This is a genomic window from Streptomyces sp. NPDC005533, assembly GCF_042871845.1.
GTDB lineage: Bacteria > Actinomycetota > Actinomycetes > Streptomycetales > Streptomycetaceae > Streptomyces.
Genome location: NZ_JBIAJH010000007.1, coordinates 91,183 through 116,879 on the forward strand (window position 1 = coordinate 91,183; position 25,697 = coordinate 116,879).

The window sequence follows — 25,697 nt, forward strand, 5'->3', positions numbered from 1 at the left end:
GACCGCGCCACCCCACCGGTCGACGATGGACCGCACCACCACAACCACCGCACCCGAACGGGGCCGTCCATGCTCAGCCGAATCGCCGCCGCCCTCGTCCCCGCCTTCGGGAGGCTGACCGTCACCGCCGACCCGGGCGCGCGGCCCGCCGCGCCCAGCATCCTCGTCGCCAACCACACCTCCCTCGCCGATCCGGCCGTCGTCGTCGCCGCGCTGCGCCGGTACGGGATCGAGCCGGTCATCCTGGCCACCGGTGGCCTGTGGCGCGTACCCCTGCTCGGTTCCGCGCTCCGGCGCGAGGGCCACATCGCCGTCCACCGCGGTACCGCCCGCGCCGCCGACTCGCTGGACGCCGCCGCCGTCGCCCTCGCGTCGGGCCGCAGCGTGCTGCTCTACGGCGAAGGCGGCCTGCCGCCGCGCCGCGACGCGGGAGAGTCGGCCCCGGGCCCCTTCCGCAGCGGCCTGGCCCGGCTCGCCGCCGCGACGGGAGCCCCCGTCGTGCCCGTCGGCCAGGCGGGCGCCCGTCGCCTGTGCTCCGGCAGCAGTGCCAAGCAGCTCGCCGGCGTCGTCACCGCCCCGCTGCGCCGGCCCTGCCTGCACGTCCACATCGGCTCGCCGCTGCACCTGCCCGACCGGGTGCCGGAGGCGACGGACCGGGCCCGACGGGCCGTCACCGCTGCCTGGCGGACCGCCGCGCTCGCAGCCGGGGAGGCGTGCTGGGGGACTACCACCGGGCCTCACCAGCCGAGCTAGCGGGTCGTGTGCGCGAGCACGACATGGGCCGCGACCTCCCGGTCGGCGTCCGTGTCGACGAAGGACACCACCACCGGGCTGCTGCCCGTCGGCCCGCCGGCGGTCGCGCGCAGCCGGTAGCGCTCGACGCGCACGGCCTCGCGGGCGAGCGGGCCGCCGTTCGCGTACAGGGACAGCGGCTTGACGTCGTTGGCGATGCGGAAGTCGGCCGGACGCCACGCGCCAGAGGCCTGGTCGAGGCGTTCGAGCAGGAACCCGGGCCCGCTGCCCGGCTGGTCGCCGGGTTCGCCGACGAGGGACTCCATCTGTAAGGCGACCAGCAGGTGCCGGTACTCGGCGGAGTTCCCGTTCCGCAAGGTGACGGTGAACTCCTGCGCGACGCCGCCGCGTACGAGGGCGAGCCGGCCACCCCGGGTGTCGACCGCGACGGTCAGCCGGGTCGGCGCCGGAGGCGGCGCCGCCGCCCGGGTCGTGGCCGTGGCCGACGGCTCGGAGGAACCGGACGGGGAGGCCGAAACGGGCGCGGAGGCGGCGGCCGCCGACACCTGTGAGGAGGCAGAGGCGGAGGCCGAGATCGAGGCCGCCGGGTCCGGGGCGTCCTTGTCCCCGCACCCCGTGGCACCCGCCAGCAGAACGGCGGCCACGGCCGCGGCGGACAGGCCCCTGCGGGGGCCTCGGGATGCGGACATGAGATCGGTTCCCCCGGAGTCGTTCGGCTTCCGCAGGAACCTAGCAACCAGGTGAGCGGCCGACGAGCCCGATCGGGCCTCGGGGCGGCGACGGTTCGGTCACGGCAGGAACTCATGGTCAGTGCCGGGTCCGGCTGGCCGGCCCGCGCACTGTCCGAGGCGGTTGATGTCCGGTGGCGCCCGCCGCGGCTGGCGCGCCCGGCGGCCCGGCTGCTTGTGAGCGGTCTGGAACCAGCCGAGCTCGTCGGTCGGGAAGGACTGGCCAGGTCGTGCGGGGCCGTACTCCCAGGTGATGGCCTCAAGGTGGCGGCGGTGGTCGGCCCGTCGCCGCCCACGGACCGGATCCGCCGGCATCAGCGGCTCGTTCCGGTTCGAGATCGCTCCGGTGATCCCTCATCGGACCGGACATCCGATCAACTGATCAACGCGGGTCAGTCGGGCGCTGGTCAGATCGTGACCGGACCGTTGGCGGTGGCGAACTCGACCGCGACCAGGCCCGGTTCCTCATCCTCGGCCCAGGTGACGTCGATCTGGTCGAGGGGGTGGTCGGCCGGTTCGCCGAGGAATTCGGCGATGGAGGCGGCGTCGCCGGCGATGGAGACCCCGTGGATGGTGGTGGGAGTGCGCGGATCGGCGCTCGGACGCTCCTCGACGGGAACCAACCACTGCAGGAAATAAGGCAGCTGCGGATCGTCCATCAGTTCCAGCAAGCCGATCTGCTTCCACCGCAGGTCGAACCCGTCGGGGCGGACGCGGTGGCCCTCGGCCGAGGTGCGGCCGAGGCGGGCCTCGACCGGGGCGATGTCGTCGACGGAGACCACCCACCCGAGCCAGCCTCCGCCTTCGGCGGCGCGGCGCGCGACCGCCTGGCCGAAGGGTGCGCGGTCGGCGGCGGGGTGGTCGAGTGTGGTGACGACCTCGACGTAGGTGCCGCCGCTCAGCGGGAGAACGAAATTGCGGGTGCCGAATCGTGGGTGCACGCCCCCGTCGACGAACCCGGCGCCGAGGGCCGATCCGATCCACTGGACGGTCGAGACGAAGCTGTCGCGGGCCACCGCATAGGACACGTGATCAAGTCGCACTGCGGCATCGTCACCCGACAACCCGCACCCATCCCCACGCCACGCCCGCCGCCCGGCCGATCCGCCGTGGATTCACCCGTAGAGCGGATCGACCACCGTCATCCCGGCGGCGGCCCCGCCGCCTCGCCGAGGCCCACGACGGCTGAGAGGCTTCTCGAAGCTGAAGGCCGTCACGGCCATCCGCTCGCGGAAGTAGAAGCGGTGCGCGTCGGTGCGCTGGGTGCCGGAGTCGAGCGTGAGGGCGGTGCAGCCGGCGGCCAGCGCGTGCTCCTCCAGGTGCGCGAGGAGCGCGTGCCCCACCCCGGTGGAACGGGCCGCCGCGGCGGTGACCAGATCGTCGACGTAGAGCTTGCGCACCAGGGCGGTGGTGGCGACGAGCCGCCAGCCGGCCGCGCCCACGCACACGCCGTCCGCGTCGTACGCCGCCGTGAAGCGCAGCCCCTGGCCGTGCCCCTCCGCGAGGATCCCGAGGAAGAGCTCCTCGGTGAGGTGGGGACGGAGCTCGCGCAGCACGGGCAGCAGGTCGGCGGTGAGCCGCGGGTCACCCGGCTCCAGGTCGATGATCTTCATGGAGCCAGCGTAAGGCGGCCCACTCGGGCGGCAGCGCCCGTGGTGTCGAAAGGGGAGGGAAGGCTCCGACATCCCCTACGAGAGAGGCCGACTCCGACGCCACGTGCGGTAAGGCGAGCGGACCGTGCGGAGGAACAAGGAGATGCCGGCGCGCCGCCTCCCGCCGCCTCGCGGACCTGCCCCGGGGAACGCTGGGCCACGCCGTCGCGGTGGCCGTGGTGCGCGGGCCGCGGCTGGCCCGCGCGCTGCTCTCCGGCATGGACGAGGACGACCGCCACGCGGGCAAGCACCACCTCGAGAAGGCGGGCAACCGGGCGGCGGCGCTTGCCTCCTACGCGAAGGGACCGCGCCGCGATCGCGCCCGGATCGGGAATGAGCGGCGTCCGCATGACGGACATGGTCCACGACTGTCACACCCCGCGATTACTCTTGATCACGTGAGCCCCACCCCTGACGACCACCCCGCAGCCGAACGCTCCCTCGCCGAGATCAACGCCGACATCCGCTGCCTCTTCGCCCGCGCCGAGGGCCGCCTCTCCGACGCGGAGCGGATCCGGCACGCCACCCTGCTGCAGGAGTGGGCCGCGGCCATAAGGGCCTCGGTGGTTCCGGCCGCCTAGCGACCGTTCCGATGCGCATCGGACCGATGCGTGTCGGACCGATGAATGTGCGGCCCGGCAGCAGTCTTCCCTACGAGCATCCGCACGTACGAGAAGGTGGACCATGAGCGACCTGCGCACTCTGTTGGAGACCCGTGTCGGTGACGGATCGCTGCCCGGCGCCGTGGCTCTGGTGGCCCACGGCGACGACGTGGAGGTCGCTGCCGTCGGCTCGCTCGACACCTCCGGCACCGCCCCGATGGCGCGCGACTCCCTCTTCCGGATCGCCTCGGTCACCAAGCCGATGACCGCCGCGGCGACCATGATGCTGGTCGAGGAGGGCCTGCTCGACCTCGACGCCCCCGTGGCGCGCTGGCTGCCGGAACTCGCGGCGCCGATGGTCGTCCGTACCCCGGCCTCACCCGTCGACGACGTGCTTCCCGCCGACCGCCCGATCACCGTCGCCGATCTCCTCACCTTCCGCGCCGGCTACGGCTTCCCGGCCGACTTCTCGCTGCCCGCCGTGACCCCGCTGTTCAGCGAGCTCAAGCAGGGGCCTCCGCACCCCGGGCAGGTGGCGACGCCGGACGAGTGGATGGCGATCCTGGCGGGCATCCCGCTCCTGTACCAGCCGGGGCGGGCCTGGCTCTACAACACCTGCTCGGACATCCTCGGGGTGCTCGTCGCCCGCGCGAGCGGGCAGCCCTTCCCGGACTTCCTGGCCGAGCGCCTCTTCGAGCCGCTCGGCATGCGGGACACCGCCTTCGCCGTACCGCCGGAGCAGCGCCACCGGTTCACCAGTTCCTACCGCGCCGCCCCCGACGGCGGAGCCCTGGAGCGGGTCGACGCGCCCGACGGCCAGTGGAGCAGTCTCCCGCCGTTCCCGTCCGGCGGCGGCGGTCTGGTCTCCACCGCCGACGACCTGCTCGCCTTCGGCCGGTTGCTCCTCGCGGAGGGCTCGTACGGGGGCGGGCGGCTGCTCTCGCCCCAATCCGTACGGCAGATGACGACCGATCACCTCACCGCGCGGCAACGCGAGGAGTCCACCCTGTTCCTGGAAGGCCAGGGCTGGGGGTTCGGCGGCTCGGTCGACGTGGCCCGCATCGACCCGTGGAACGTTCCGGGCCGGTACGGCTGGATCGGCGGGACCGGGACCGCCGCGCACGTGGTCCCCGCCACCGGCTCGGTCACCGTCCTGCTCACCCAGCGGGAACTGACCGACCCCACCCCGCCCGAGGTGATGCGGGAGTTCTGGACCTACGCCGCCGCCCGGCACTAGCCGGTCAGGGTGTGATCGTGGTTCGCGGCTAGGTCGTCTCTTTCGGATCTTGTCGGCCTTGCCCGCGGTGGCTGGTGCCGTGCAGGGCAAGGCGGAGGGGCGCCCGTGTACTGGACGTACTTGGGCGCTCCGACAACGCGGCCAGGTGCGGTGCCAGGTGCCGCGGGCCCCGGCCAGATCCGAAAGAGACGGCCTAGGCTCACCCGCCTCTGGTGTCGATGCGAGGAGACGGACGAGTTGGCTTCTGTAGTGCTTGTTCACGGCCTGTATCACCGTCCCGAGCACTTCGCGGTGGTGGCGGAAAGATTGCGGACAGACGGAACCGAGGTCGCCGTGCCCGAGCTGCACCGCGGCTCTCTGGCTGCGGACACCGCCGCTGTCCAGGCCCGCGTCGACGCGTTGTCCGAGCCCCCTGTCGTCCTCGGCCACTCCTACGGAGGGTCGGTGATCACAGGGGTCCGCGGAGCGGCACACCTGATCTACCTGGCAGCGTTCGTGCCGGATGCCGGCGAGAGCGCATCCAGTCTGGGCGGCGCATCCGAACAACTCAAGGACGCCGTCGTCGTTGAGCCGGACGGCTCGACCACCCTGCACCCCGGTTTGGCCATCGACACCCTCTACGGCGACTGCCCCGAACCCCTGGCCGTGCAAGCGGTCGGCCTGCTGCGCGCGCAAGCCCCGGGCTGCGGACGCGGAGTCCCCCGGCACCACAGCTGGAAGAAGACCCCCTCCACCTACGTCATCTGCGCACAGGACCGGGCCATCGACCCCAGCCTCCAGCGAACCATGGCCTCGCGCTGCACCGACGTGCGCGAATGGCAGACGGGCCACTCACCGTTCGTGGGGCAGCCCGACCTCATCGTGGAACTCCTGCGAGAACTCCGCCCTACCCGCGCCACGCCCTGGCGGGACCATGAATTCACAACCACGCGTTGATTCCCTACGGGACGCTGCCGCCGAGGCCAGGCGGGCGGTCGCCCTGCCCTGGGCCGTCTCTTCCGGATCTTGCCTGGCCCGCGCCGCCCGGCACCGCACCTCGCCGTGTTGGCGGAGCACCCCAGTACGTCCAGTACAAGGGCGCCCCGCCAACACGCCGATGCACGGCACCGGACGACGCGGGCTTGACCGGCAAGATCCGAAAGAGACGACCTAGCCCCGTCGGCTACGCCCGTCAGCCGCTGCCGCTCGTTCCCGGAGCCGGCGCTTGTCCGGCTTTCCCCGCGCGGTCAGCGGGATCGTCCGCTCCCAGAACACCGCGGTGGGCCGGTGTGCCGGGGCCAGCTCCTTCTCCACCAGGTCACAGGCCTCACGGGCGACCTCCGCGCCGGGCGCACACCCCGTCGCCGGCACCAGGAAGGCGCACACCTCCTCCCCGGTCAGCTCGCTGTGCCGGCCCACCACCACGGCCTGCGCCACGCCCGGATGCCGGGTGAGCGCCGCCTCGACCGGAACGCAGTACACGTTGTCCCCGTCGACCATCACCACGTCCTTGACCCGGTCGTCGAGGTAGAGGTAGCCGTCGGCGCCGAAGTGTCCGAGGTCCCCGGTCCGTAGCCACCCCTCCCGCAGCACCTCGTCCGTCAGCCCGGGCCTGCCCCAGTACCCGGCCATCATCGCCGCCGACCGCACCCACACCTCGCCCGTGCCACCGGGCCCGACCGCCGTGCCCCGCTCGTCCCGGACCTCGACCTCCACCCCCGCGACCGGCCGTCCGACCGACGCCAGCAGCTCGGGCCGCCCGGCCACCGCCGCCTCGTGGTCGGCGGGGGAGAGGCGGCAGATCACCGCCGCCTCGTTCATGCCGTATCCCTGCTGCCACCGGCCGCCCCAGCGGGTCACCGCCTCCCGCAGCCGTTCGGGGTGGACGGGCGCGTCGCCGTACGAGACCGTCTCCAGCCCGGGCACACCCGTGGCCGTCGCCGGGTCGCCCAGCAGCCGGTACACCATTGAGGTCGTCAGGTACGTGGACACCGGCGCCAGCCGCAGGCAGGCGGTCGCGAACTCCCTGGTCCCGAACGGATCGAGGATCTCCACCCGCCCCCCGGCGCGCAACTGCTCCAGGCACCGGCCGCCCGAACGCTGCGCCAGCGAGGTCACCGACAGGTACACCGTGTCCGCCCAGCCCTGCGGGTGTACGGCGTTCCGTGCGGCCATCGCACCGAAGGTGGAGGCCACCCCCTTGGGCTGCCCCGTGGTCCCACCGGTGTACGTCACCCGCGCCACGTCGTCCTCCCGCGCCGCCACGGACACCGGCGTCGGCTCGCGCTGAGCGGCCCGGCGGAGCAGCTCGTCCAGGGTGAGCCGGCGCGCCCCCGTACCGGGCACGGCGACGTCGTGCACCACCAGGTCCGGGCGGCAGTCCCGCAGGATGAAGTCCAGCCCGTACAGGGCCGGTCCGGCGAGCACCTGCGTCAGCCGCGCACCCAGCAGATGGGCGGCGATCCGTACGAGCAGCACCTCCGGCCGGTTGGTGCCCGCCACGCACGCCAGTCCCGCACCGCGCCCGATCCCCGCCTCGGCGAGCACCCCGGCCAGCTGATGGGCGCCGTCCAGGACCTCCTGGAACTCCATGACGAGCGGGCCGGTCCCGAGCGCGGGCCGGCCCGCGTTCCGCTCCAACGCCTCGACCAGTTCCGTGACGTACCGTGCGGCCACCACGCGCCGACCCGCCTCTCCACGCCCTGTTCCACAGCGCCCGCGGCCCTCGGCATCATGAACGGCATGACGACCGAATCCCGTGCTCGTTCCTTCAGCGCCGCGGCCGCGCGCTACGCAGACCATCGCCCGTCGTACCCGTCCGCGCTCTTCGACACGCTGGCGGACCTGGTCGGCTTTCCGCTGGCGGGAGCCCGGGTCGCCGACATCGGGGCGGGTACGGGAATCGCCACCGCCCTGCTGGAGGCGCGCGGGGCCCGGGTGATCGGGGTGGAGCCGGGCGCGGGCATGGCCGCCGAGTTCCGGCGCCGCAACCCCCGGATCCCGCTCGTCCGCGCGGACGGCAACCGGCTGCCGCTGGCCTCCGGGTGCCTGGACCTGCTGACGTACGCACAGTCCTGGCACTGGACCGACCCGGCCCGCTCCGTCCCCGAGGCGCTGCGCGTGCTGCGCCCCGGCGGGGCGCTGGCCGTCTGGCACAACGACCCCGACGTCACCGTCGGCTGGATCGCGGATCAGCAGGCGCGCATCGAGGAGCGGTTCGGCCCGGGCTGGTACATCAACGAGCGCGCCCGCTCGCAGGAGGGGCTGCGCTTCACCGTCCGCCGCCTGACCTGGTCGCGCCGCGTCCCCGTCGACACCCATCTGGCCAAGCTGTCCACGCACTCCCTCTTCCTCGTCGGCCAGGACGGAACGGACGCCTTCCTCGCCGACGAACGCGCCCTCCTCCTGCGCGACTTCCCGGACGGCCGGGTGGAGGAGCACTACGTCGTCGAACTGAACCTGGCCGTACGCGGCCGCGGCCGCGAAGAAGGGGAGGGGCTGATCGGGTGAACCGGAGGAACCTGTCGTCGCCCCGTGCGTTGATCAAGGCGCTCATCCATCACGCACTCGTGCGACATAAGGACCACTGATGCTGAAGAAGATTATGGCCACCGCCGCCGCCACCGCCTCGATCGTCGGTGCGGGCGCTGCCCTCGCCGCCCCGGCCATGGCCATCGGCAACGACCAGGGGGTCACCACCGTCAACGGCAACGGTGCCCAGCAGATCTACGGCAACCAGAAGACCCACGGCGACCTGAGCCCGCAGCTCAGCGTGATCCAGGGCACCCTGAACAAGCCCTGCATCGGCCTGCCGGCGAAGGTGAACCTCCAGTCGGTCCTTGCCCTCGTCAACGTCGGTGTCCAGGACATCCCGGTCCTGTCCAACCCGCAGAACCAGCAGTGCACCGAGAACTCCACCCAGGCCAAGGGCGACGAGCCGCTCTCGCACATCCTGGACAACATCCCGGTCCTCTCCGGCAACCTCTCCGCCGGCAGCTGACGCAGTCCCCTTGTACGAGCCGGGGCCTCCGACGCCTGCGCGAGTGCCCACGGGGCCCCGGCTTGTTCCACCCGGATCCGCGGATCCACGCCTCAACCGGCGCGTACCGGCCCGACGGCCGTCGGCGTGGGCACCGAACGCGACCTCGAAGAGCCTCCTGCCCGACCGGGCGGGAGGCTCTTCGGCGTGCGCCGGAGGGGCGGCGTCAAAGCGGCTTCGTCACCCCGACTCCATCCCGTGACTCGGTCCCGAGACTCCGTCAGAAGGGCTTCGTCGGCAGGTACTTGCCGTCCAGGGTGATGACAGCGCGCTCGCCGCCCTCGGGGTCGGCGACCTTCCTGACGTCCAGCCGGAAATTGATCGCGCTGATGATGCCGTCGCCGAACTGCTCGTGGACCAGGGCCTTCAGGGTGGTCCCGTAGACGTGCAGCATCTCGTGGAAGCGGTAGATCGTCGGGTCGGTCGGGACTGCGCCGGTCACCGGGCCGCGGGCCGGGATCGTCTGCAGGAGCAGCGCCGCGTCCCCGTCGAGGCCCAGCAGGTCGGCCACCGCGTGCGCCGCGGGTGCGGGCAGGGGGTGCTGGCCGAGCAGGGCGGCGGTGACGAAGGCGACCGACAGACCGGCGGTGTCGGCGAGCTGCTGCCAGGTGAGGTCCTTACGGGTCTTGGCGTCGACGACGGCGACGGCCAGGGCCTGGCGGGCGGTGGGGTCGAACTGGGCGTGCGGCATGGCGGGACGTCCTAACGGTTCAGAGGTTCAGAGGTTCAGGCGGTTCGTGTGGCGAGCGCGGCCCGGCGGTCGGCGACGGGGCCGACCTCCGCGACGTCGCCGGAGCGGATGTCGTAGACCCATCCGCGCAAGGTGAGGGTTCCCGCGGCCCGGGCGCGGGCGACCGAGGGGTGGGTGGCCAGGTTCGTGAGCTGGGCGCGTACGTTCTCCCGGACCAGGGCGGACACCCGGTCCGGCCCCGCGCCCGCCGTCCGGGCCACCGAGGCGTCCGCGTGCCGCAGCCAGCCGGCGACGGAGGGGGCCGCGGCCAGGTCGGTGCCCTCGGCCAGGGCGGTCATCGCCCCGCAGCCGGAGTGCCCGCACACGACGATGCCGGTGACACCGAGGACGGCGACGGCGTACTCGATGCTGGCCGTGACCCCGTCCGGGCCCGGTGCGTACGCGGGGACGAGGTTCCCGGCGGTGCGGACGACGAACAGCTCGCCGGGCTCGCTCTGGGTGATCAGCTCCGGCACCACGCGGGCGTCGGAACAGCCGATGAAGAGGCTCGTCGGCCGGTGCGTACCGGCCAGCCGGGCGAAGAGCTCGGCCTTCGCCGGGAACACCTCGCGGCGGAAGCGTGCGACGCCGTCCGAAAGGTCCTGCACGGTCACTCCCCTCGATGGGACGTGCCCCGAGGGGCTTGACGTGTTCCACCATGCATGAGCTGCATTTATTGTGTCCAAGACGCAAAAGGCATGCCTGCCATCGATGGCATCTATAGTTGGCCGCATGGCTCTGGAACTGCGACACTTGCGCTATCTGATCGCCGTCGCCGAACACGGCAGCTTCACCCGCGCCGCCGAGGAACTGCGGATCTCCCAGCCCACCCTGTCCCAGCAGGTGAAACAACTCGAACGGACCGTGGGCGCCCAGCTGTTGGACCGCACCGGACGCACCGTCCGGCTCACCGACGCCGGCGCGACGTACGTCCACCACGCGCGCTCCGCCCTGCGGGAACTCGCCGCCGCCGAGCGGGCCGTCCTGGACCTCGCCGACCTCTCCCGCGGCCACCTGCGCCTCGCCCTGACCCCCACCTTCACCGCGTACCTCGTGGGTCCGCTCGTCGCCGCACTCCACACGGCCCACCCCGGCATCACCCTGGAGGTCCGGGAGATGGCCCAGGACCGGATCGAAGCCGGCCTGCTCGCCGACGACCACGACCTCGGCCTCGCCTTCCGGGGGCCGCACCTGCCGGGTCTCACGGCGACCCCGCTGTTCACGGAGGCCCTGGCCCTGGTCACCGCCGACCATGCGGATCCGGGACCGCTGTCCGTACGCGACCTGGCGGCGCGCCGACTGGCGCTGCTCAGCGGGGACTTCGCGACCCGTGGGCACGTCGACGGCTACCTCGCCGCCCACGGCGTCCGGCCGCCCATCGAGGTCGAGGCGAACTCCGTCCAGGCCCTCACGGAGATCGTCCGGCGCACCTCGCTGGCCACCGTCCTGCCCGCCGCGGTGACCGACGACCACCCCTACCTGCGTCCCGTACCGCTGGACCCCGCCCTCCCGACCCGCACGGTCACCCTGCTGCGCCGCGAGAGCGCCTACGAGAGCGCCGCCTCCCGCGCCTTCGCCGAGCTCCTCGCCCGCCTGGTCCGCACCCGGGGCTACCTCCCCGCCGAGACCTCCTAGCCGGGCGGGAAGGCGGTCCGCCTCCCCGCGGCGCCCGGGAGCGCGGAGCGGGGAGGCGGAAGGGAGGGGGAGCGGGCGGGATCAGGTGCGGCTGCACTCCCTCCAGGCCAGGTGGTAGATGGTGTTGATGCTGCCGTCCGTGGAGTCCATGGTCATGTAGCTGGTGGCCGACGGGGCCGAGGTGCCTCTGTTGACCCGAAGCTCGGTGTTGATGTTGAAGTTGCGCTGCACGCCGCACGGCGCCCACACCAGCTGGGCCCAGTCGGTCACGTCGGTGGCCTGCCAGTTGTCCTCGCGCGGGCCGTTGAAGTTGTGCGTGCGGGCGGCCGTGTCCGGGGAGCCCTGGAAGTAGTACGAGGCCTTCTCGGTGGCCTGCGCGCCCGGCGCCAGGGAGGCGTAGCCGCGGTAGTCGGCACTGGCGATCGCGTAGGTGAAGCCGTGGGGGACGTGCACGATCAGGCTGAGCTGGCAGTTCTTGCGCGCCGCGGTGGGCGGTGCGCCGCCGCCGACCTGGGCCAGGTACTGGCTGTAGGTCACGGTGAACGCGGTGTTGTCCTGGGACACGGCGACTTCCGCGGTGTCCTTGGGACACCCGGATCCGTTGACGGTCGCGACCTCGATCACGATCCGGTCGGGCGGCGGGTCCGTGATCGTCGAGGGGGTGGGGTGCATGGGGAGGGTGGCGGTGAGCAGGGCGCCGATCGCGCCGCTCACGAGGAATCCACCGGACATGGTTCTCCGATCCACTGCTTCGGTACCGGGCGGCGCGCAGGCGGGGGTGCCCGTGCGCCGGAGGGTGGGGGGTGCGGCCGGCCAGAGCGGGGCCGGGTCGTCACAGACCGGTGTGCAGGGTGGAACGGGGCAGGCCCAGGAAGGGGAATCTGGACATGTCCCTGACAATTCCCGGTGGATGAAGACCGGGTGCCCGAATCGTAGGAACCCCGGGCGGCCCGGACCAGGGCGATGTCCGGCCAATCGCACGCCCCGGCCCGGACCGGCCGGATCCCGACGACCGGCCGCAGACCGAAGAACGGAATCAGGCCGCGGTGTCCGGACGGGCGAGGCGCTCGACGCGGGCCAGGAACTCGGTGGGATGGAACGGCTTCGCCAGGCAGTCGCTCACCCCGGCCTCCAGCGCGCGGACCGTGCACTCCGGGTCGGCGGGCGGGAGCGCGAGGATCGGCACGCGCCCGTGGTCGGGGTGGCGGCGGATCTCCTCGAACAGCGCCACCTCGTCCAGCCCCGGGCCGGTGCGCTCGCAGATCACCAGGGCGATCGGGCCGGCGCTGCCCAGCAGGGCGACCGTGTCCACCCCGCTCCCGCCGTCGACCACGGCGAAGCCGCGGCCCACCAGGAGACGCTCCAGCAGGGTCCGGAGGGTGCGGTCCTTCGCCACCAGGAGGATCCTGCTCGGGGAATCGCCGCTCATGGTGTTGCCTCTTCGTTCGCGTGGTGGGTCCTGGAGAGCGTACGAGGTGGGGCGTGTGACCGCCCGCTCCGGGGCACCTGATCCGGTAGCTTCGAGCCATGACCAATGAGCCGCAGAGCTTCCGGATCCTGCTGGTGCCCGAACACATCGAGAACCTGCGCGGCGGCTCGGCCGCGGACAGGGCCCTGCGCGCGGCCACGGTCGAGGCCACCGGGGAGACCGGCGCCTCCGGCTACCCCCACTACCGCGGTGAGGGCATGGAGGCCGACATCGACCCGAGTACCCGCTCGATCGAGGCGCTGCTGGTCGACGGCGCGGAGCTGGACCTCGGCCTGACCGCCATGATCGCCCCCGAGGGGGACGGGGGCGGCGCCTCCCGGTGACCGCGGGCCGCCGGCCCGGTCGCCCCGCAGACCTCCCCTAGCAGCTGGAGCCGCAGGGAGGAAGAGGGCGAATCCGTCCGGCTGCCCAGGTCGTCTCGATGTTGGCCGGGAGCGGGCCAGCGCCGCGGGACCCCGCGGCGTAGCGTTTTTCCCTTCGGGAAGAACGCCGGAGCCGCACCGAGGAGACCGAGATGACCAAGTCCGTTCCCCAGAGGATGAGTTCACGCGCGGCCGTGCAGGAGGTCTTGGACCGGGCCGTGCGCGAGAGCGGCCTTCCCGGGATGGTCGCCGAGGTCCAGGACCGTGCGGGAGGCTGGTTCGCCGCGGCGGGGGTGGCGGACAAGGCGTCCGGGCGTGCGCGACTGCCGCACGAGCAGTTCCGCATCGGCAGCACCACCAAGACGTTCACGGCCACCCTCCTCCTCCAGCTGGCGGCCGAACACACGCTCGGCCTGGACGACACCGTCGAGCAGTGGCTGCCGGGCCTGGTCCGCGGCAACGGCAACGACGGCGGCGCGATCACCCTGCGCCGGCTGCTCGGCATGACCAGCGGACTCTTCAACTACGCCCAGGACGAATCGCTGACGTCCCGGCACTACGGCCCGGCCTTCCTGGAGCACCGCTACGACCGGTTCCGCCCCGAGCAGCTGGTGGAGGTCGCGATGTCCCACGCCCCCGACTTCGCACCGGGCGAGGGCTGGGCGTACAGCAACACCGGCTACGTCCTGTGCGGCCTGGTCATCGAGAAGGCCACCGGCCGGAGCTACGCCGAGGAGCTCGACGAGCGCATCGTCCGCCCGCTCGGACTGACCGGCACCTACCTGCCGGGCGCCGGCCAGCACGAGCTGCGCGGACCGCACACCCGTCTCTACAGCAAGAATTACGTGCCCGCCCCCGATGCCCGGATCCACGACGTGACCGAGATCGACGCCAGCTTCGCCTGGACGGCCGGCGGCATGGTCTCCACCGTCGGTGACCTGAACCGGTTCTTCGGCGCGCTGCTGGCCGGCCGGTTGCTGCCGCCCGCCCAGCAGGGGGAGATGTTCACCGTGTTGCCCACCCCCGAGGGCAAGTGGATCCCCGGCACCTCCTACGGCCTCGGCGTGGCATCGGTGGACCTGTCCTCCGGCGCGACGGTCTGGGGCATGGGAGGCGCCTTCACCGGATCGTTCTGCTACACCTTCGGCACCCGCGACGGCGGGCACCTGGTCTCCCAGAGCCTCAACGGCGACTGGAGCGACCCGATCGGCCTCTTCACCGAGGTGCTCGAAGCCGAGTTCGCGCAGACCGGCTCCGCCTGACGCAGCCGCGCCGGCACGCGTCCGGCCCGGCCCCCGCCGTACGGGGGCCGGGCCGGACATCGGAGGGCCGGGTGGGCGTCAGCTCACCTGGAGGGCGACGTCGTCCACGACGAAGGAGGTCTGGAGGGACTGGTCCTCCACGCCGTTGAACTTCAGGGTGACCGTCTGGCCCGCGAAGGCGGAGAGGTCGTAGGACTTCTCGGCGTAGCCGGAGTTGGCGTCGAGGTTGGAGAAGGACGCCAGCGTCTGGCCGGCGACCGAGACGGTGAAGCGGTCGTAGACGACGTTCTCGTTCTCGTCCGTGTCGATGTGGAGGAAGAACGACAGCCGGTACGAGGCGCAGCCCGACGGGATGGCCACCGACTGCGCGGCGCTGTCGGTGTGGGTGGACCCGTACCCGTTCAGCCACGCCTTGTAGCTGCCGCCGTGCGGGGCCTGCCCGGACTGGTTGGTGATGACGCCCGCGGTCGCGCTCCACGGGCTCGCGCCGTTCTCGAAGCCGCCGTTGACCACCAGCTGGCGCGGTGTGCAGCTGCCGCCGCCGGTGACGGTCAGCGTGTAGGTGGTGGTGTGGCTGACGGTGCCGGAGCCGGTGACCGTCAGGGTGTAGGTGCCGGGCACGGTGCTCGCGCCGACCTGGACGGACAGCGTGGAGGAGCTGCCGGACTGCACGGACGCGGGGCTCAGCGTGGCGCTCACGCCGGCCGGCGCGCCGGTGACGGACAGGGCGACGGTCTGGGCGGCGCCGCTCACGGTGGCGGTGTTCACCGTGGCGGTGGTGGAACCGCCGGGGGCCGCGCTGCCCGCGGACGGGCTGACGCCGACGGAGAAGTCCTGCGCGGGCGTCTCACCGCCGACGGCCTGCTTCCACACGGCGTAGGCGACGCCGTCGGCGCTGCGGTCCAGCACCGTGGCGCTGATGTTGTTCGTGGTGTCGCAGGAGCTGTGGTAGCAGGCGTCGTAGGCGGCGTTGGCCGTGCCGCCCCACTTCGCGGCCTGCGCCGAGGTCTTGCGGGCGCTGGCCCCGGCCGCGTAGCCGGAGGTGGGGATGCCGCCCTGCTGGAAGGAGTAGTCGTCGCTGCGGCCCTGGCCCTCGACGTTCTCCTCGGGTGCCAGGTTCAGCGAGGTCCAGTACGCCTTGAGCGGGGCCGCGGTGGCGGAGTTGACGTTGTTGATGAAGTAGCCGCCGTTGGTGGAGCCGACCATGTCGAAGTTGTAGTAGCCCTTGATGGCCGCGCGCTGGGTGCTGCTCAGCTGGTTGACGTAGAACTCGGAGCCGTTGAGGCCCTGCTCCTCGTCGGTCCACCAGGCGAAGCGGACGTGCTTGGTCATCGTGGGGTTCTTCTGGGCGAGGACGAGGGCGTTCTCCAGCAGGGTCGCGGAGCCCGAGCCGTTGTCGTTGATGCCGGGGCCGGCCGAGACGCTGTCGAGGTGGGCGCCGAACATGACGGTCTGGTCGGCGGGGCCGCCGGGCCAGTCGGCGATCAGGTTGTTCGACGGGTAGGTGCAGGAGGTGCAGTTCTGCTCGGTGACGGTGTAACCGGCGGCCTGCAGCTTGCCCTTCACGTAGGCGAGGGACTGGGTGTAGCCGGCGCTGCCGGCCCGGCGGTTGCCGCCGTTCTGGGACGCGATGGTGCCGAACTGGGCCAGGTGCGCCTGCACGTTGGCGACGCTGATGTCCGGCGGGTCGTTGCCGGGCTGGGTCCCGCCGACGTTCAGCGCGTAGTCGACCGTGTGGGAGAGGGCGGCGCCCTGTCCCTTGACGACGACGGTGGACGCGCCGGGCGCGGCGTTGGCGGTGGCGGTCAGGGTCAGTACGGAGGACTGGCCGGACTGCACGGTGGCGGGGTTGAAGGAGGCGCTCACCCCGGCCGGCAGGCCGCTCGCGGTCAGCGTCACCGACTGGGCGGTGCCGGTGGTGACGGTGGTGCCGACGGTCGTGGTGACCGTACCGCCCTGCTGGACGGTGCCCGAGGAGGGGTTCAGCGCCATCGAGAAGTCGTTGTTCTGGCCGCTCGGGGTGCAGGTCGGGTCCGCGGACTGGGCCGGCACGCTGATCGCGTCCCAGGCGCTCTTGGTCTTGTTGAAGAGCTCACAGGTGGCGTCGAGGGATTTGGCGGAGCTCAGCGTCGCCGTACGGTACTTCTTGTACGACATGCTGCTGGTCTTGAGCAGCATGCCGCCGTAGAAGATCTTGCCGGCGTTCTGGACGCCGACTCCGGTGACCGTGGACTGGTTGCAGGTCGGGCTGTTGGGCTTGCCGCCGCCCGGGCTGCTGCCCTCGGCCAGCAGGTAGAACCAGTGGTTCAGCGGCCCCGCCGCCGCGTGCACCTCGGTGCCGGGTATCGCGGAGCTGTAGCAGGCCGGGTCGTTGTTGACGGCCGGCGGGTTGTACATGTTGCGGATCGGGCCCCGGCCCTGGAGGTTGATGACCTCGCCGACCGTGTAGTCGGGGGTGTCGTAGGGGGCCGGCTGGTTGATGTACGCCTCGGTCAGCGCGCCGAAGATGTCTCCGGTGCCCTCGCCGAGCCCGGCCTCCTGGCCGCTGGTGCCGCCGGGGGTGTTGGAGTCGATGGCGTGCCCGTACTCGTGGGCGACGACGTCCACGCCGGCGATCCACTCGTTGGCGCTGTTGTGCCCGATGGTGACCGAGCTGCCGTCCCAGTAGGCGTTGAGATCGCCCAGCCCGACCTTGCCCGGGAAGCTGCGGCCGTTGCCGCTGATGCCGTTGCGGCCGAGCCACTGGGAGAGCATGTCCCACTGCTTCTGCGCCGCGAACATCAGGTCGACGCAGCCGGTCTCCTTGCTCGTGGGGTTGCCGGTGCCCCAGGAGTCGGAGGACTTCGTGAAGACCGAGCCGTTGCTGTAGTCCGCGCAGCTCAGACCGGTCCGGACCGGGTCGCGCAGCGTGTACGTGGAACCGGAGTTGGTGGTGTCGATGGAGACCGGGCCGGGCCCGTTCCACTTGCTGTTCCCGGTGCCGGCCACCACGTCGTCGTAGCTGTCGACGAAGGCGCCGGTCCGCGCGTCCACGAACACGTGCAACCGGCTCGGCGCCGTCTTGGTACGGCCGCTCAGCACGGTTTCCCAGGCCAGCACCGGCTTGTCGTCCTTGAGCCGGACGACGAGCCGGCTGCTCTCGACCTTGTCGACCGAGGCCAGCCTCGACCGCGAGGTGGCCTCGGCGTCCTTCGCGGAGACCGACGCGCGGGTGGCCACGTCGATCCGTACGGAGGAGGCGGACTGGAGGGCGCGCACTTTGCCGGCGCCGTCCGCGAGTACGACCGCGTCGCCGCCGACGACAGGCAGGCCGCGGTAGCTGCGCTCGTACGAGACGGAGTAGAGGTCCTTCACCCAGGGGGTGACGAGACGCCGTTCGTACCGTTCCTGCGCGGAGTTGACCAGGGAGTCGAGGCCGCTGTCGACGGCCTGGTCGGCCGCCGCGACCGCGCGGGCGGCCGGTGTGTCCTTCGGGGAGGGTGCGGGTTGCGCGTGCTGCGCCGCCGATGCCGTTCCGGCCAGGGTGCCGGCGAGTCCTGCGGTCAGCGCCATCGCTGCCACGGCCGCCGTCCATCTTCTGGGCTGCAACGTCCACTCCGATCGTGGGGGGTCGGGGATGAGTGTTCGTTCGCGGCCGAGTATGAGCGTGGACATGACGAGAATGGGACATCCCGGCCGGCATAAGGCCCGCGTTATGGTGCCGGGACGGCCGGCTGCGTACGCTGCCCGGATGCAGCTGGAGTTGAGGCATCTGCAAGCCGTCTGCCGGATAGCGGAGGCGGGCAGCCTGGGGGGCGCGGCGCGGCGGCTCGGTGTTTCCCAGCCGGCACTCTCCGCGCAGCTGCGGCGCATCGAACAGGTCACGGGCGGCGAGCTGTTCGTGCGCGGCCGGGGCGGGGTGGAACCCACCGCGCTGGGGCAGTTCGTCCTGGCCAGGGCGCGGCGCGTGCTCAGCGAGATGGACGCCCTGGGAGCGGACGCGCGCGCCCTGTCCTGCGGCGGCCCGCTGCGCCTGGGCTGCATCCTGCTCGTGCTGCTCGACGGCCTGCTCGCCCAGACCGACCTGTCCATGTCCGGCCGGGAGATCGCCGTGGACCTGGAGGATTCGGTGACCGCGCTGGCCCGGATGCTCGGCGCCGGACGCTACGACGCCATCGTCTACGGAGAGGTCAACGACCACGAGGTCCCGCTGCCGGAGGGCACCCTGGCCAGGACGCTGATCCCGAAGGAGCCCTTCTGCATCCGACTGTCGGCGAAGCACCCCCTGGCGGGCCTCGACCGCATCGACCTGGCGGACCTCGCCGACGAGCCGTGGCTGACCCTGGTCGAGGACGACGACGGCGGCCCCGAGGCCCTCGTGGCCGCCTGTGCGAAGGCCGGATTCAGCCCGTCACTGCGCTACCGGATCACCGACCGCAAGATGCAGCACGACCTGATCGCCGCGGGCCGCGCGGTCTCGCTCTGCCAGCCGACGGCGCCGCCGGGGGAGGGTACGGTGATGCGCCCGCTCGCCGGTACTCCCATCACCGGCCGCATCCGGATGGCCTGGAACCGCTCGGCGCTCTCGGCCGGGCAGGCGGAACTGCTGTACCGGGCCGCGGGCCGCGCCTATCTGGCCAATGTGGACAACAATCCCTTCCACAAGGAGTGGTGGGACGCCCACCCGGAAGTGCACCCGGCCGTCGACTGACCGGGGCGGGACACCGGGAGCCGGCCGGGCCGATCAGCCCCGGCGGTGGGCGGTCAGCAGGAGGTACTCCCACTCCATGACCCCGTCCACGGTGTGCTCCGCGGCGAGGGCGTCGAGCGCGGCGTCCAGGGCGGCCACCCGGTCCGGATCGCCGGCGACGGCGCGGTAGACGGCGATCGTCGGCCCGTAACAGGCCTTGAAGAACTCCCGGAAGCCCGAGGGCTGCCCGAAGCGGTCCACGCGGACCGTCTCGCGACGGGCGTCGACGTCGGTCACCGCGTCGCCCAGCAGCTCGTGGACGTGTTCCTCGTCCCCCCACAGGAGCGGCGGCTGGGCGCCGGGCGGCGGCGGGGGAGCGAAGGGCTTCATGGCGGCGAACATCCGGCCCACGAAACCCTCCGGGGTCCAGTTGGCCAGCCCGATCGTGCCGCCCGAGCGGCAGACGCGCAGCATCTCCTCGGCGGCGGGCCGGTGGTGCGGGGCGAACATGACGCCGACGCACGACATCACGATGTCGAACTCCCCGTCCGCGAAGGGCAGCGCCTCGGCGTCCGCCTCCCGCCACTCCAGCCGGGCACCGCGTACGGCGGCCAGGTGCCGCCCGATCTCCAACAGCTCGGGGGTGAGGTCGGAGGCCACCACGTCGGCCCCGGCCAGGGCCGCCGGGATGGCCGCGTTGCCGGAGCCCGCCGCGACGTCGAGCACCCGGTCTCCCTGCCGGACGCCGCACTCGCGCACGAGCCGGGCACCGAGGTCGGGGATGACGTGGGAGACCACCGACGGGTAGTCGCCCTGCGCCCACATCGCGCGGTGCCGGGCCTTCAGGGTGCGGTCCGCCTGCGCCGCTTCGCTCGCCTCGGTCATGACAGCCGTCCTCCAGGGCTCGCAGCAGCCCCCGCTTCGAGGATAGGCACCTGCCGCGGGGCCGGCCCGTCGACCGCCGCGGGGCGGATCGGGGGTGGCCGAGGCGCGGGTCAGGGGTGGGGCAGGCCGCCGGTGAGACGGCTCCACAGGGTGGAGCGGGTGGCGCCGAAGCCGCTCTCGTGCACCCAGACGTGGGTGCAGCCCGGGCACTGGAGGTGGAGCAGGCTGCCCGTGTTGGAGAGCAGGTAGCGCCAGTGCGCGGAGCAGGCGCCGCGCTTCCCGCACGGTTCGCACCCACGGGTGTCGTCGCAGTTCGGGCAGGCCACCCACGCCCGGCGGCCGATGTCGGCCTGCGGGTCAAGCGGCAGCACGGCCGTGTCCTCGATCGGGGAGCACGCCGGCCGCGACCAGGTCGTCGTACACGCGCTGCTGCTCCGCGTCGAGTCCCGAGTACAGCAGGTCGTACGCCGCCTCCTCGCCGCGCAGCACCTCGATCGGGTCCCAGTCGGGGCCGAGGGCCTCCATCACCTGGGCCCGCCGGAGGACCTCCTGCGAGGTGAGGTCGACGGTGAAGCCGACGAGCTCGGGCTCGGCGGACGCGTGGTCCGGACCGGTGGGGGGAGTGGGGCGCTGCGGGCTCATCACTCGAACTTAGGTAACCCTTCCTTGATCGGTCAAGGGTGGGTGTGCGGAGTCACAGCACGGCCCGCAGTCATGGTGGAACCCGCAGTCACGGCAGCGCCCGGGGGCCGGCCCGTGCCGGCGGTGGGCGGGGCGTACGTAGACGCGCAGGAGCTGGGCGGTGCTGCGCGGGTCCGCAGGAGTGGACCGCGTGCGTGCCCACCACCCGGACGTCCTGCGGCCCGGCGTTCCGCACCCCACAGGCCCCCACGCGCACTTCCTGATGCTGTCCCAGTTCCTCCATGGCTCCGCACCGTACCGGAAAATCAGCGTATTGGAAATGAAAACGCTTTCCGATAACGTCTGCCGGGTTCGGTGGGGGCGCCTCCTGCCGGGTGCACCGTGCCACCGCGCGCCCCCGTGCTGTCATGCCCGTCTGAGAGGAACTCCCGTGGGACATCTGCTGGTCGTCGAAAGCTGGGTCGGATCGATGAGCACACTCCTGCCCCGGGCGATCGGTGCAGGCGGACACACGTTCAGCTTCCTGACCCGGGACCTGCACCACTACCTGCGCGCCGCGCCGACCGACGGGCCGCACCCCCTGCTCGGGGCGCGCGACATCGTCACCGCCGAAACCAACGACACGGAGACCCTGCTCCCCCTCGTCGGACGGCTGCACGAGGTCCTCGCCTTCGACGGGGTGGTGTCCTCCTGCGACTACTACCTGCCCGCCGTCGCGCGGACCGCCGCACACCTCGGCCTGCCGGGCCCCACGCCCGAAGCGGTCGAGAACGCCTGCCGCAAGGACCGCACCCGCCGGGTCCTGGCCGCGGCCGGGGTCGCCGGCCCGCGTTTCGCCGTCCGCCCGGACACCGCCGGGGCCCTCGAAGCCGCCCGCGACATCGGCCACCCGCTGGTCGTCAAGCCCGTCGACCTGTGCGCCGGAATGCTGGTCCGCAGGGTGAACGACGAGCGCGAACTGGAACGGGCCTGCCGGGCGCTCACCGAATTCCCCGTCAACGCCCGCGGCCAGCGCCGCGCCCCCGCACTCCTCCTCGAAGAACTCCTCACCGGCCCCGAGATCAGCGTCGAGACCGTCTCGCACGGCGGCGCCACCCACATCGTCGGCATCACCGACAAGAGCGTCGGCGGCGCGCCCGCCTTCGTCGAGACCGGCCACATGTTCCCGGCCGGCCTCGCCCCGGACCTGGCGGAGGAGGCCGCCGAAAGCGCCGTACGGGCCGTGGGGGCACTCGGCCTGGACCACGTCGTCTGCCACACGGAACTCAAACTGACCCCCGCCGGCCCGCGCCTGATCGAGGTCAACCCCCGCCCGGCCGGCAACCGCATCACCGAACTCGTCCGCCACGTCACGGGCGTCGACCTGGCGGCCGCCTGCGTGGACGTCGCGCTCGGCCGCGCACCCGACCTCGCCGTCCGCCCCACCGGGGTGCGCAGCGCCGCCATCGCCTTCCTGCTGCCCGACGGCGCCGGCACCCTCACCGGAATCGACGGCGCCGATGAGGTACGCGCCCGGCCCGGGGTACTGGAGCTCACCCTGGCCGAACCGGGCCGCTCCGTACTGCCCGCCACCAGCAACAACGAGTACCTCGGCCACGTCATGACCGCCGACACCGAAGGCGGCGGAGCCCGGGCGGCCGCCGAGCACCTGCTGACCGGACTGCGCCCGACCTACGCCCGTCCCGAACTGCCCGCGGCGGTGACCGCATGACCGCCGCCGTCTCCCCTCCCGCCCCTCCTGACCTTCCTGCTGCTCCCGTCCCTCGCGTCCCTCGCGAGTCCGCCGTACGTACCGTCGACGATCTCCTCGCGCACGTGCGCGCCGGGGCCCACGGCCCCGACCCCGCCGGAGAGCGCGTCGCGCTCGCCTTCACCACCACCCAGGCCGTGCGCCACGATGGCCGCTCCGGCGGCTACCGCAACGAGGTGCTCAGCCTCCGGCTGGCCGAGGCCGTCGGCTCCTGCGCCGTGGAGCCCGGAGCCCTGCCCCCGTCCGCGCTCGAAGACTGCGCCGGCGCCACCCTCGCCGACCTGCTCGACCACCCGCTGCCCCCCGTACGGATCGCCGCCCTCGACGCCTACCTGATGCACGTGCGCCCGCACACCCCGGCCAACGGCGCCCGCCCGTACCCGATCCCGGCCGGCAGCTCACTGCACCGCTCCCGGGCCCGCGCCCGGGCCGTCGTCGACCTGCTCCCCGCGAGCGGCCCGGAGCGGGTCCTGGTCGTCGGCGTCGTCAACTCCCTGCTGGAGCGGCTGCGCGAGCGCGGCACCGCGTACGCGCCCTGCGACCTCAAGGGCGGCACCACCGAATGGGGCGAGCCGGTCCTGACCGACGCCCTCGCCGAACTGCAGCACTGCGACGCCGTCCTCGCCTCCGGCATGACCCTCGGCAACGGCACCTTCCAGCCGCTGCTCGACCACGCCGCCGCCACCGGTAAACCCCTCGTCATGTTCGCCCAGACCGGCAGCGCCGTCCTGCCCCACTTCCTGGGCGCCGGGGTGAGCGGCGTCTCGGCCGAGCCCTACCCCTTCTTCTGGCTCGACGGCGGCCCCGGCGTCGTCCACCGCTACGGCGGCCCCCGCCTCGTCCACCGCCACGGGGGAGCCCGGTGACCGTCGCACCGATCCTGACCCGCCCGCCGGCCCACACCGCCAACCCCGATCTCCTGCCCCTGCTCGGCGCCACTCCGCTCGCCCGGATCCGCACCGACCTCCCGCACCGCCACCCCGGCTTCTGGGCCAAGCTCGAATGCCTCGGCGCCGGCGGGATGAAGGCCCGCGCCGCCGTCTCCATGCTGACCGGCGCCCGCGACCGTGGCGAACTGCTGCCCGGCGCGCCCGTCGTGGAATCCACCTCGGGCACCCTCGGCATCGGACTCGCCTTCGCCGGCCAGGCCCTCGGCCACCCCGTCGTCCTCGTCGGCGACACCGAACTCGAACCGTCCATGCGGCAGTTGCTGCGCACCTACGGAGCCCAGCTCGAACTCGTCGACCGCCCGGCACCGGAAGGCGGCTGGCAGGCCGCCCGGATCGCCCGGCTGCGCGAGGTGCTGCGCCGGATGCCCGGCGCCTACTGGCCCGACCAGTACAACAACCCCGACAGCGCCGCCGGCTACCGCACCCTCGCCGCCGAGCTGACCGCCCAACTCGACCACCTCGACGTCCTGGTGTGCAGCGTCGGCACCGGCGGTCACAGCGCCGGCCTGGCCGGCCCGCTGCGCCGACGCTGGCCCCGGCTGAAGGTCGTCGGCGTCGACTCCGTCGGCTCGGCGATCTTCGGACAGCCCGCCCGCGCCCGGCTGATGCGCGGGCTCGGCAGCAGCATCCACCCGGCCAACGTGGCCTACGAGGCCTTCGACGAGGTGCACTGGGTGGGACCCGCCGAGGCGGTCGACGCCTGCCGCCGGCTCGCCCGCTCCGCCTTCGTCAGCGGCGGCTGGAGCACCGGAGCCGTCGCCCTCGTCGCCGCCTGGGCGGCCCGTACCCAGCCGGGCGCGGTCGTCGCGACCGTCTTCCCGGACGGCCCGCACCGCTACCTCGGCACCGTCTACGACGACGACTTCTGCCATGCCCACGGCCTGGACACCCACGCCCTCGCCGTCCGCCCCCTGGAGATCCCGCACCCCCGCGCCGCCGAGGCGGTCGGCTGGGCCCGCTGCGCGACCGTACTCGCACCGACGCGCGGAGGCGCCGCGTGAAGCTCACCCGGCACACCGCCGACCTCCACCTCGCGGAGCCCCTGCGCATCTCCCGCTCGGTGATGACCCGCCGCGACGCCGTGTGGACATCCGTCGAACACGACGGACTGCGCGGCTGGGGCGAGGCCGTCAGCAGCGAATACCTCGGCCTGCCCACCGCCCGGATCCACCGGCACCTGGAGTCGGTGCGCGCCGCCACCGAACGCTTCCCCGACCCGGAGACCGCCTGGGCGGAGACCGGCGCCGGACACCCGGCCTGGCAGGGCCTGCCGCCCGGGGTCCTGGCCGCGCTCGAAGCCGCCGTACTGGACCTCCTCGGCAAGCGGGCCGGCAAGCCCGCCCACCGCCTGCTCGGCGCGCCCGCGGCCCCCGCCGCCGCGACCTCCCGGACGATCGGCATCACCGCGCCCGGGGCGGCCGCCGCACAGGCGGCCCGCCTCGCCACCAGCGGCTTCACCGCCCTCAAGGTCAAGGCCGGCGCCCCCGACCCGGCCGAGGACCTCGCCCGCGTGGCCGCCGTACGCACCGCGGCCCCCGGCGCGAGCCTGCTGCTCGACCCCAACGGGGCGTGGACCGAACGCCAGGCCCTCGACCTGCTCCCGTGCTTCGCCGCACTCGGTGTCACCGCCGTGGAACAGCCGATCGCGCCCGGCCGCCCCGACGCGCTCGCCCGCGTGGCCCGGGAATCCCCGGTCCCGGTCATCGCCGACGAGGACGCCGTCTCCTACGAGGACGTCCTCGCACTGGCCGGACGGGTCCACGGGGTCAACGTCAAACTCGCCAAGTGCGGCGGGGTCCGGGCTGCCCTGCGCATCCACGAGGCGCTGCGCGGCACCGGCACCGAGCTGATGCTCGGCTGCCTCACCGCCAGCTCCCTCGGCATCGCGCCCGCCGTCCACCTCGCCGACCGGGCCCGCTGGGTCGACCTCGACGGCCACCTGCTGCTCGCCGAGGACCCGTGGACCGGCATCGGCGGAGGCGACGGCACCGTCCGCGCCGCGGACCGGCCCGGCCTCGGCGTCAGACGCTCCGACGGGGCGAGCGGCCGCTGAGAACGCTCGCCACGGTCCTCGGCTTCCCACCGCCTGATCGCACGCCCGCGGGTGCTCGTCCGCGACGAGATCACCTCCGGCCGCGACCCCGTCACCCGCGCGGCCGTCCTCGACCTGCTCGTCGGGCTGCGCGAACACCAGGACCTCGCCCTGGTGTTCCTCACCTACGACCTCGCGGCCGCGGCCGCGCCGGCCGACCGTGCCGCCGGGCTGGAGGCGGGACGCCTCGCGCGGACGGGCGCTCCGGCAGGCGCCGCCGGACCTGGTCGCGGTGGCTGAC

27 protein-coding genes and 1 pseudogene are annotated in these 25,697 nt (G+C 73.0%); 15 read left to right on the forward strand and 13 right to left on the reverse strand.

Features of this window, described 5'->3' with window-relative positions:
• Window positions 1-69: 69 nt before the first annotated feature.
• Complete coding sequence (locus ACFYP3_RS09340) at window positions 70-753, forward strand: lysophospholipid acyltransferase family protein (protein ID WP_388829218.1); 684 nt, start codon at window positions 70-72, stop codon at window positions 751-753.
• Here the strand turns inward: ACFYP3_RS09340 and ACFYP3_RS09345 are convergent.
• The 4 genes and pseudogenes from ACFYP3_RS09345 to ACFYP3_RS09360 form a co-directional block, all read right to left on the reverse strand.
• Complete coding sequence (locus tag ACFYP3_RS09345) at window positions 750-1,442, reverse strand: hypothetical protein (RefSeq protein ID WP_388829221.1); 693 nt, start codon at window positions 1,440-1,442, stop codon at window positions 750-752. The genes ACFYP3_RS09340 and ACFYP3_RS09345 overlap by 4 nt on opposite strands.
• Window positions 1,443-1,652: 210 nt before the next feature.
• Window positions 1,653-1,796: pseudogene (locus tag ACFYP3_RS09350) on the reverse strand (IS5/IS1182 family transposase); the annotation flags it as partial.
• A gap of 92 nt (window positions 1,797-1,888) precedes the next feature.
• A complete protein-coding gene (locus ACFYP3_RS09355; protein WP_388829224.1) occupies window positions 1,889-2,524 on the reverse strand; it encodes a VOC family protein in 636 nt (211 codons plus the stop codon).
• 72 nt (window positions 2,525-2,596) lie between these two features.
• Window positions 2,597-3,094 carry a GNAT family N-acetyltransferase gene (locus tag ACFYP3_RS09360; RefSeq protein ID WP_388829227.1) on the reverse strand — a complete coding sequence of 166 codons (498 nt, stop codon included), beginning with the start codon at window positions 3,092-3,094 and terminating at the stop codon, window positions 2,597-2,599.
• A 437-nt stretch (window positions 3,095-3,531) separates the two neighbouring features.
• On the opposite strand from ACFYP3_RS09360, the gene ACFYP3_RS09365 reads away from it, so the two are divergent.
• From ACFYP3_RS09365 to ACFYP3_RS09375, 3 genes are all read left to right on the forward strand, one after another.
• Window positions 3,532-3,714, forward strand: coding sequence for a hypothetical protein (locus ACFYP3_RS09365; RefSeq protein WP_388829230.1), 183 nt, complete (start codon window positions 3,532-3,534; stop codon window positions 3,712-3,714).
• A 103-nt stretch (window positions 3,715-3,817) separates the two neighbouring features.
• On the forward strand, window positions 3,818-4,972 hold the full coding sequence (locus ACFYP3_RS09370) for a serine hydrolase domain-containing protein (protein ID WP_388829233.1): 1,155 nt from the start codon (window positions 3,818-3,820) through the stop codon (window positions 4,970-4,972).
• A 237-nt stretch (window positions 4,973-5,209) separates the two neighbouring features.
• Window positions 5,210-5,908 (forward strand): alpha/beta hydrolase, encoded by a 699-nt coding sequence (locus ACFYP3_RS09375; protein WP_388829236.1) that lies wholly within the window; start codon window positions 5,210-5,212, stop codon window positions 5,906-5,908.
• Window positions 5,909-6,121: 213 nt separating this feature from the next.
• Here the strand turns inward: ACFYP3_RS09375 and ACFYP3_RS09380 are convergent, their stop codons facing one another.
• Complete coding sequence (locus tag ACFYP3_RS09380) at window positions 6,122-7,630, reverse strand: AMP-binding protein (protein WP_388829239.1); 1,509 nt, start codon at window positions 7,628-7,630, stop codon at window positions 6,122-6,124.
• A gap of 63 nt (window positions 7,631-7,693) precedes the next feature.
• Here ACFYP3_RS09380 and ACFYP3_RS09385 point away from each other — a divergent pair, with 63 nt between their 5' ends.
• Both ACFYP3_RS09385 and ACFYP3_RS09390 read left to right on the forward strand, forming a co-directional pair.
• Window positions 7,694-8,461 (forward strand): class I SAM-dependent methyltransferase, encoded by a 768-nt coding sequence (locus tag ACFYP3_RS09385; protein ID WP_388829242.1) that lies wholly within the window; start codon window positions 7,694-7,696, stop codon window positions 8,459-8,461.
• Window positions 8,462-8,540: 79 nt separating this feature from the next.
• The gene (locus tag ACFYP3_RS09390; RefSeq protein ID WP_388829245.1) at window positions 8,541-8,951 is read left to right on the forward strand and encodes a rodlin; all 411 of its coding nucleotides are present in this window, start codon (window positions 8,541-8,543) and stop codon (window positions 8,949-8,951) included.
• Window positions 8,952-9,210: 259 nt separating this feature from the next.
• Here ACFYP3_RS09390 and cynS read toward each other — a convergent pair whose 3' ends face one another.
• On the reverse strand, window positions 9,211-9,681 hold the full coding sequence (gene cynS / locus ACFYP3_RS09395) for a cyanase (protein ID WP_388829248.1): 471 nt from the start codon (window positions 9,679-9,681) through the stop codon (window positions 9,211-9,213).
• Window positions 9,682-9,716: 35 nt separating this feature from the next.
• Window positions 9,717-10,328: a carbonic anhydrase gene (locus ACFYP3_RS09400; protein WP_388829251.1), complete on the reverse strand. Its 612-nt coding sequence runs from the start codon at window positions 10,326-10,328 to the stop codon at window positions 9,717-9,719.
• A gap of 124 nt (window positions 10,329-10,452) precedes the next feature.
• On the opposite strand from ACFYP3_RS09400, the gene cynR reads away from it, so the two are divergent.
• Entirely contained in the window at window positions 10,453-11,355 is a 903-nt protein-coding gene (gene cynR / locus ACFYP3_RS09405) for a transcriptional regulator CynR (protein ID WP_388829254.1), read from the forward strand.
• An 81-nt stretch (window positions 11,356-11,436) separates the two neighbouring features.
• On the opposite strand, the gene ACFYP3_RS09410 is transcribed toward cynR, so the two are convergent.
• Together ACFYP3_RS09410 and ACFYP3_RS09415 are read right to left on the reverse strand one after the other, a co-directional pair.
• Window positions 11,437-12,087 (reverse strand): DUF4360 domain-containing protein, encoded by a 651-nt coding sequence (locus tag ACFYP3_RS09410; protein WP_388829257.1) that lies wholly within the window; start codon window positions 12,085-12,087, stop codon window positions 11,437-11,439.
• A gap of 304 nt (window positions 12,088-12,391) precedes the next feature.
• Window positions 12,392-12,784: a PleD family two-component system response regulator gene (locus ACFYP3_RS09415; RefSeq protein WP_388829260.1), complete on the reverse strand. Its 393-nt coding sequence runs from the start codon at window positions 12,782-12,784 to the stop codon at window positions 12,392-12,394.
• 98 nt (window positions 12,785-12,882) lie between these two features.
• Between ACFYP3_RS09415 and ACFYP3_RS09420 the strand changes: the two genes are divergently transcribed.
• Both ACFYP3_RS09420 and ACFYP3_RS09425 read left to right on the forward strand, forming a co-directional pair.
• On the forward strand, window positions 12,883-13,167 hold the full coding sequence (locus tag ACFYP3_RS09420) for a hypothetical protein (RefSeq protein WP_388829263.1): 285 nt from the start codon (window positions 12,883-12,885) through the stop codon (window positions 13,165-13,167).
• A gap of 191 nt (window positions 13,168-13,358) precedes the next feature.
• Window positions 13,359-14,468 carry a serine hydrolase domain-containing protein gene (locus ACFYP3_RS09425; protein ID WP_388829266.1) on the forward strand — a complete coding sequence of 370 codons (1,110 nt, stop codon included), beginning with the start codon at window positions 13,359-13,361 and terminating at the stop codon, window positions 14,466-14,468.
• 78 nt (window positions 14,469-14,546) lie between these two features.
• Here ACFYP3_RS09425 and ACFYP3_RS09430 read toward each other — a convergent pair whose 3' ends face one another.
• Window positions 14,547-18,020, reverse strand: a complete 3,474-nt coding sequence (locus ACFYP3_RS09430) for a M28 family peptidase (protein ID WP_388829663.1) — start codon at window positions 18,018-18,020, stop codon at window positions 14,547-14,549.
• Window positions 18,021-18,198: 178 nt separating this feature from the next.
• Between ACFYP3_RS09430 and ACFYP3_RS09435 the strand changes: the two genes are divergently transcribed.
• Complete coding sequence (locus tag ACFYP3_RS09435) at window positions 18,199-19,158, forward strand: LysR substrate-binding domain-containing protein (protein WP_388829269.1); 960 nt, start codon at window positions 18,199-18,201, stop codon at window positions 19,156-19,158.
• A gap of 33 nt (window positions 19,159-19,191) precedes the next feature.
• Here the strand turns inward: ACFYP3_RS09435 and ACFYP3_RS09440 are convergent, their stop codons facing one another.
• The 3 genes from ACFYP3_RS09440 to ACFYP3_RS09450 all read right to left on the reverse strand — a co-directional run bounded on the left by ACFYP3_RS09440 (window position 19,192) and on the right by ACFYP3_RS09450 (window position 20,664).
• Window positions 19,192-20,022 (reverse strand): class I SAM-dependent methyltransferase, encoded by an 831-nt coding sequence (locus tag ACFYP3_RS09440; RefSeq protein ID WP_388829272.1) that lies wholly within the window; start codon window positions 20,020-20,022, stop codon window positions 19,192-19,194.
• Between the two features lie 110 nt (window positions 20,023-20,132).
• A complete protein-coding gene (locus tag ACFYP3_RS09445; protein WP_388829275.1) occupies window positions 20,133-20,393 on the reverse strand; it encodes a hypothetical protein in 261 nt (86 codons plus the stop codon).
• Window positions 20,380-20,664 carry a DUF6400 family protein gene (locus ACFYP3_RS09450; RefSeq protein WP_388829278.1) on the reverse strand — a complete coding sequence of 95 codons (285 nt, stop codon included), beginning with the start codon at window positions 20,662-20,664 and terminating at the stop codon, window positions 20,380-20,382. Before ACFYP3_RS09450 ends, ACFYP3_RS09445 begins: the two co-directional genes overlap by 14 nt.
• A gap of 430 nt (window positions 20,665-21,094) precedes the next feature.
• On the opposite strand from ACFYP3_RS09450, the gene ACFYP3_RS09455 reads away from it, so the two are divergent.
• From ACFYP3_RS09455 to ACFYP3_RS09475, 5 genes are read left to right on the forward strand one after another with little or no spacing between them, the layout of a single operon-like run.
• Window positions 21,095-22,375, forward strand: coding sequence for an ATP-grasp domain-containing protein (locus ACFYP3_RS09455; protein ID WP_388829281.1), 1,281 nt, complete (start codon window positions 21,095-21,097; stop codon window positions 22,373-22,375).
• Window positions 22,372-23,280, forward strand: coding sequence for a Rossmann-like domain-containing protein (locus ACFYP3_RS09460; RefSeq protein WP_388829284.1), 909 nt, complete (start codon window positions 22,372-22,374; stop codon window positions 23,278-23,280). Before ACFYP3_RS09455 ends, ACFYP3_RS09460 begins: the two co-directional genes overlap by 4 nt.
• A complete protein-coding gene (locus ACFYP3_RS09465; protein ID WP_388829287.1) occupies window positions 23,277-24,365 on the forward strand; it encodes a PLP-dependent cysteine synthase family protein in 1,089 nt (362 codons plus the stop codon). The genes ACFYP3_RS09460 and ACFYP3_RS09465 overlap by 4 nt, the downstream gene beginning before the upstream one ends.
• Window positions 24,362-25,417, forward strand: coding sequence for an enolase C-terminal domain-like protein (locus ACFYP3_RS09470; RefSeq protein ID WP_388829290.1), 1,056 nt, complete (start codon window positions 24,362-24,364; stop codon window positions 25,415-25,417). Before ACFYP3_RS09465 ends, ACFYP3_RS09470 begins: the two co-directional genes overlap by 4 nt.
• A 51-nt stretch (window positions 25,418-25,468) precedes the next feature.
• Complete coding sequence (locus ACFYP3_RS09475; RefSeq protein WP_388829293.1) at window positions 25,469-25,696, forward strand: hypothetical protein; 228 nt, start codon at window positions 25,469-25,471, stop codon at window positions 25,694-25,696.
• Window position 25,697 lies beyond the last annotated feature (1 nt).

Excerpts from the sequence above, each read along its gene's own strand:
- cynR (WP_388829254.1), top strand. The coding sequence starts at position 10,453 with ATGGCTCTGGAACTGCGACACTTGCGCTATCTGATCGCCGTCGCCGAA.
- ACFYP3_RS09385 (WP_388829242.1), top strand. The coding sequence starts at position 7,694 with ATGACGACCGAATCCCGTGCTCGTTCCTTCAGCGCCGCGGCCGCGCGC.
- ACFYP3_RS09390 (WP_388829245.1), top strand. The coding sequence starts at position 8,541 with ATGCTGAAGAAGATTATGGCCACCGCCGCCGCCACCGCCTCGATCGTC.
- ACFYP3_RS09450 (WP_388829278.1), bottom strand. The coding sequence starts at position 20,664 with ATGAGCCCGCAGCGCCCCACTCCCCCCACCGGTCCGGACCACGCGTCC.
- ACFYP3_RS09410 (WP_388829257.1), bottom strand. The coding sequence starts at position 12,087 with ATGTCCGGTGGATTCCTCGTGAGCGGCGCGATCGGCGCCCTGCTCACC.
- ACFYP3_RS09345 (WP_388829221.1), bottom strand. The coding sequence starts at position 1,442 with ATGTCCGCATCCCGAGGCCCCCGCAGGGGCCTGTCCGCCGCGGCCGTG.
- ACFYP3_RS09415 (WP_388829260.1), bottom strand. The coding sequence starts at position 12,784 with ATGAGCGGCGATTCCCCGAGCAGGATCCTCCTGGTGGCGAAGGACCGC.
- ACFYP3_RS09435 (WP_388829269.1), top strand. The coding sequence starts at position 18,199 with ATGCAGCTGGAGTTGAGGCATCTGCAAGCCGTCTGCCGGATAGCGGAG.
- ACFYP3_RS09420 (WP_388829263.1), top strand. The coding sequence starts at position 12,883 with ATGACCAATGAGCCGCAGAGCTTCCGGATCCTGCTGGTGCCCGAACAC.
- cynS (WP_388829248.1), bottom strand. The coding sequence starts at position 9,681 with ATGCCGCACGCCCAGTTCGACCCCACCGCCCGCCAGGCCCTGGCCGTC.
- ACFYP3_RS09440 (WP_388829272.1), bottom strand. The coding sequence starts at position 20,022 with ATGACCGAGGCGAGCGAAGCGGCGCAGGCGGACCGCACCCTGAAGGCC.
- ACFYP3_RS09430 (WP_388829663.1), bottom strand. The coding sequence starts at position 18,020 with ATGGCGCTGACCGCAGGACTCGCCGGCACCCTGGCCGGAACGGCATCG.
- ACFYP3_RS09425 (WP_388829266.1), top strand. The coding sequence starts at position 13,359 with ATGACCAAGTCCGTTCCCCAGAGGATGAGTTCACGCGCGGCCGTGCAG.
- ACFYP3_RS09360 (WP_388829227.1), bottom strand. The coding sequence starts at position 3,094 with ATGAAGATCATCGACCTGGAGCCGGGTGACCCGCGGCTCACCGCCGAC.
- ACFYP3_RS09340 (WP_388829218.1), top strand. The coding sequence starts at position 70 with ATGCTCAGCCGAATCGCCGCCGCCCTCGTCCCCGCCTTCGGGAGGCTG.
- ACFYP3_RS09370 (WP_388829233.1), top strand. The coding sequence starts at position 3,818 with ATGAGCGACCTGCGCACTCTGTTGGAGACCCGTGTCGGTGACGGATCG.
- ACFYP3_RS09460 (WP_388829284.1), top strand. The coding sequence starts at position 22,372 with ATGACCGCCGCCGTCTCCCCTCCCGCCCCTCCTGACCTTCCTGCTGCT.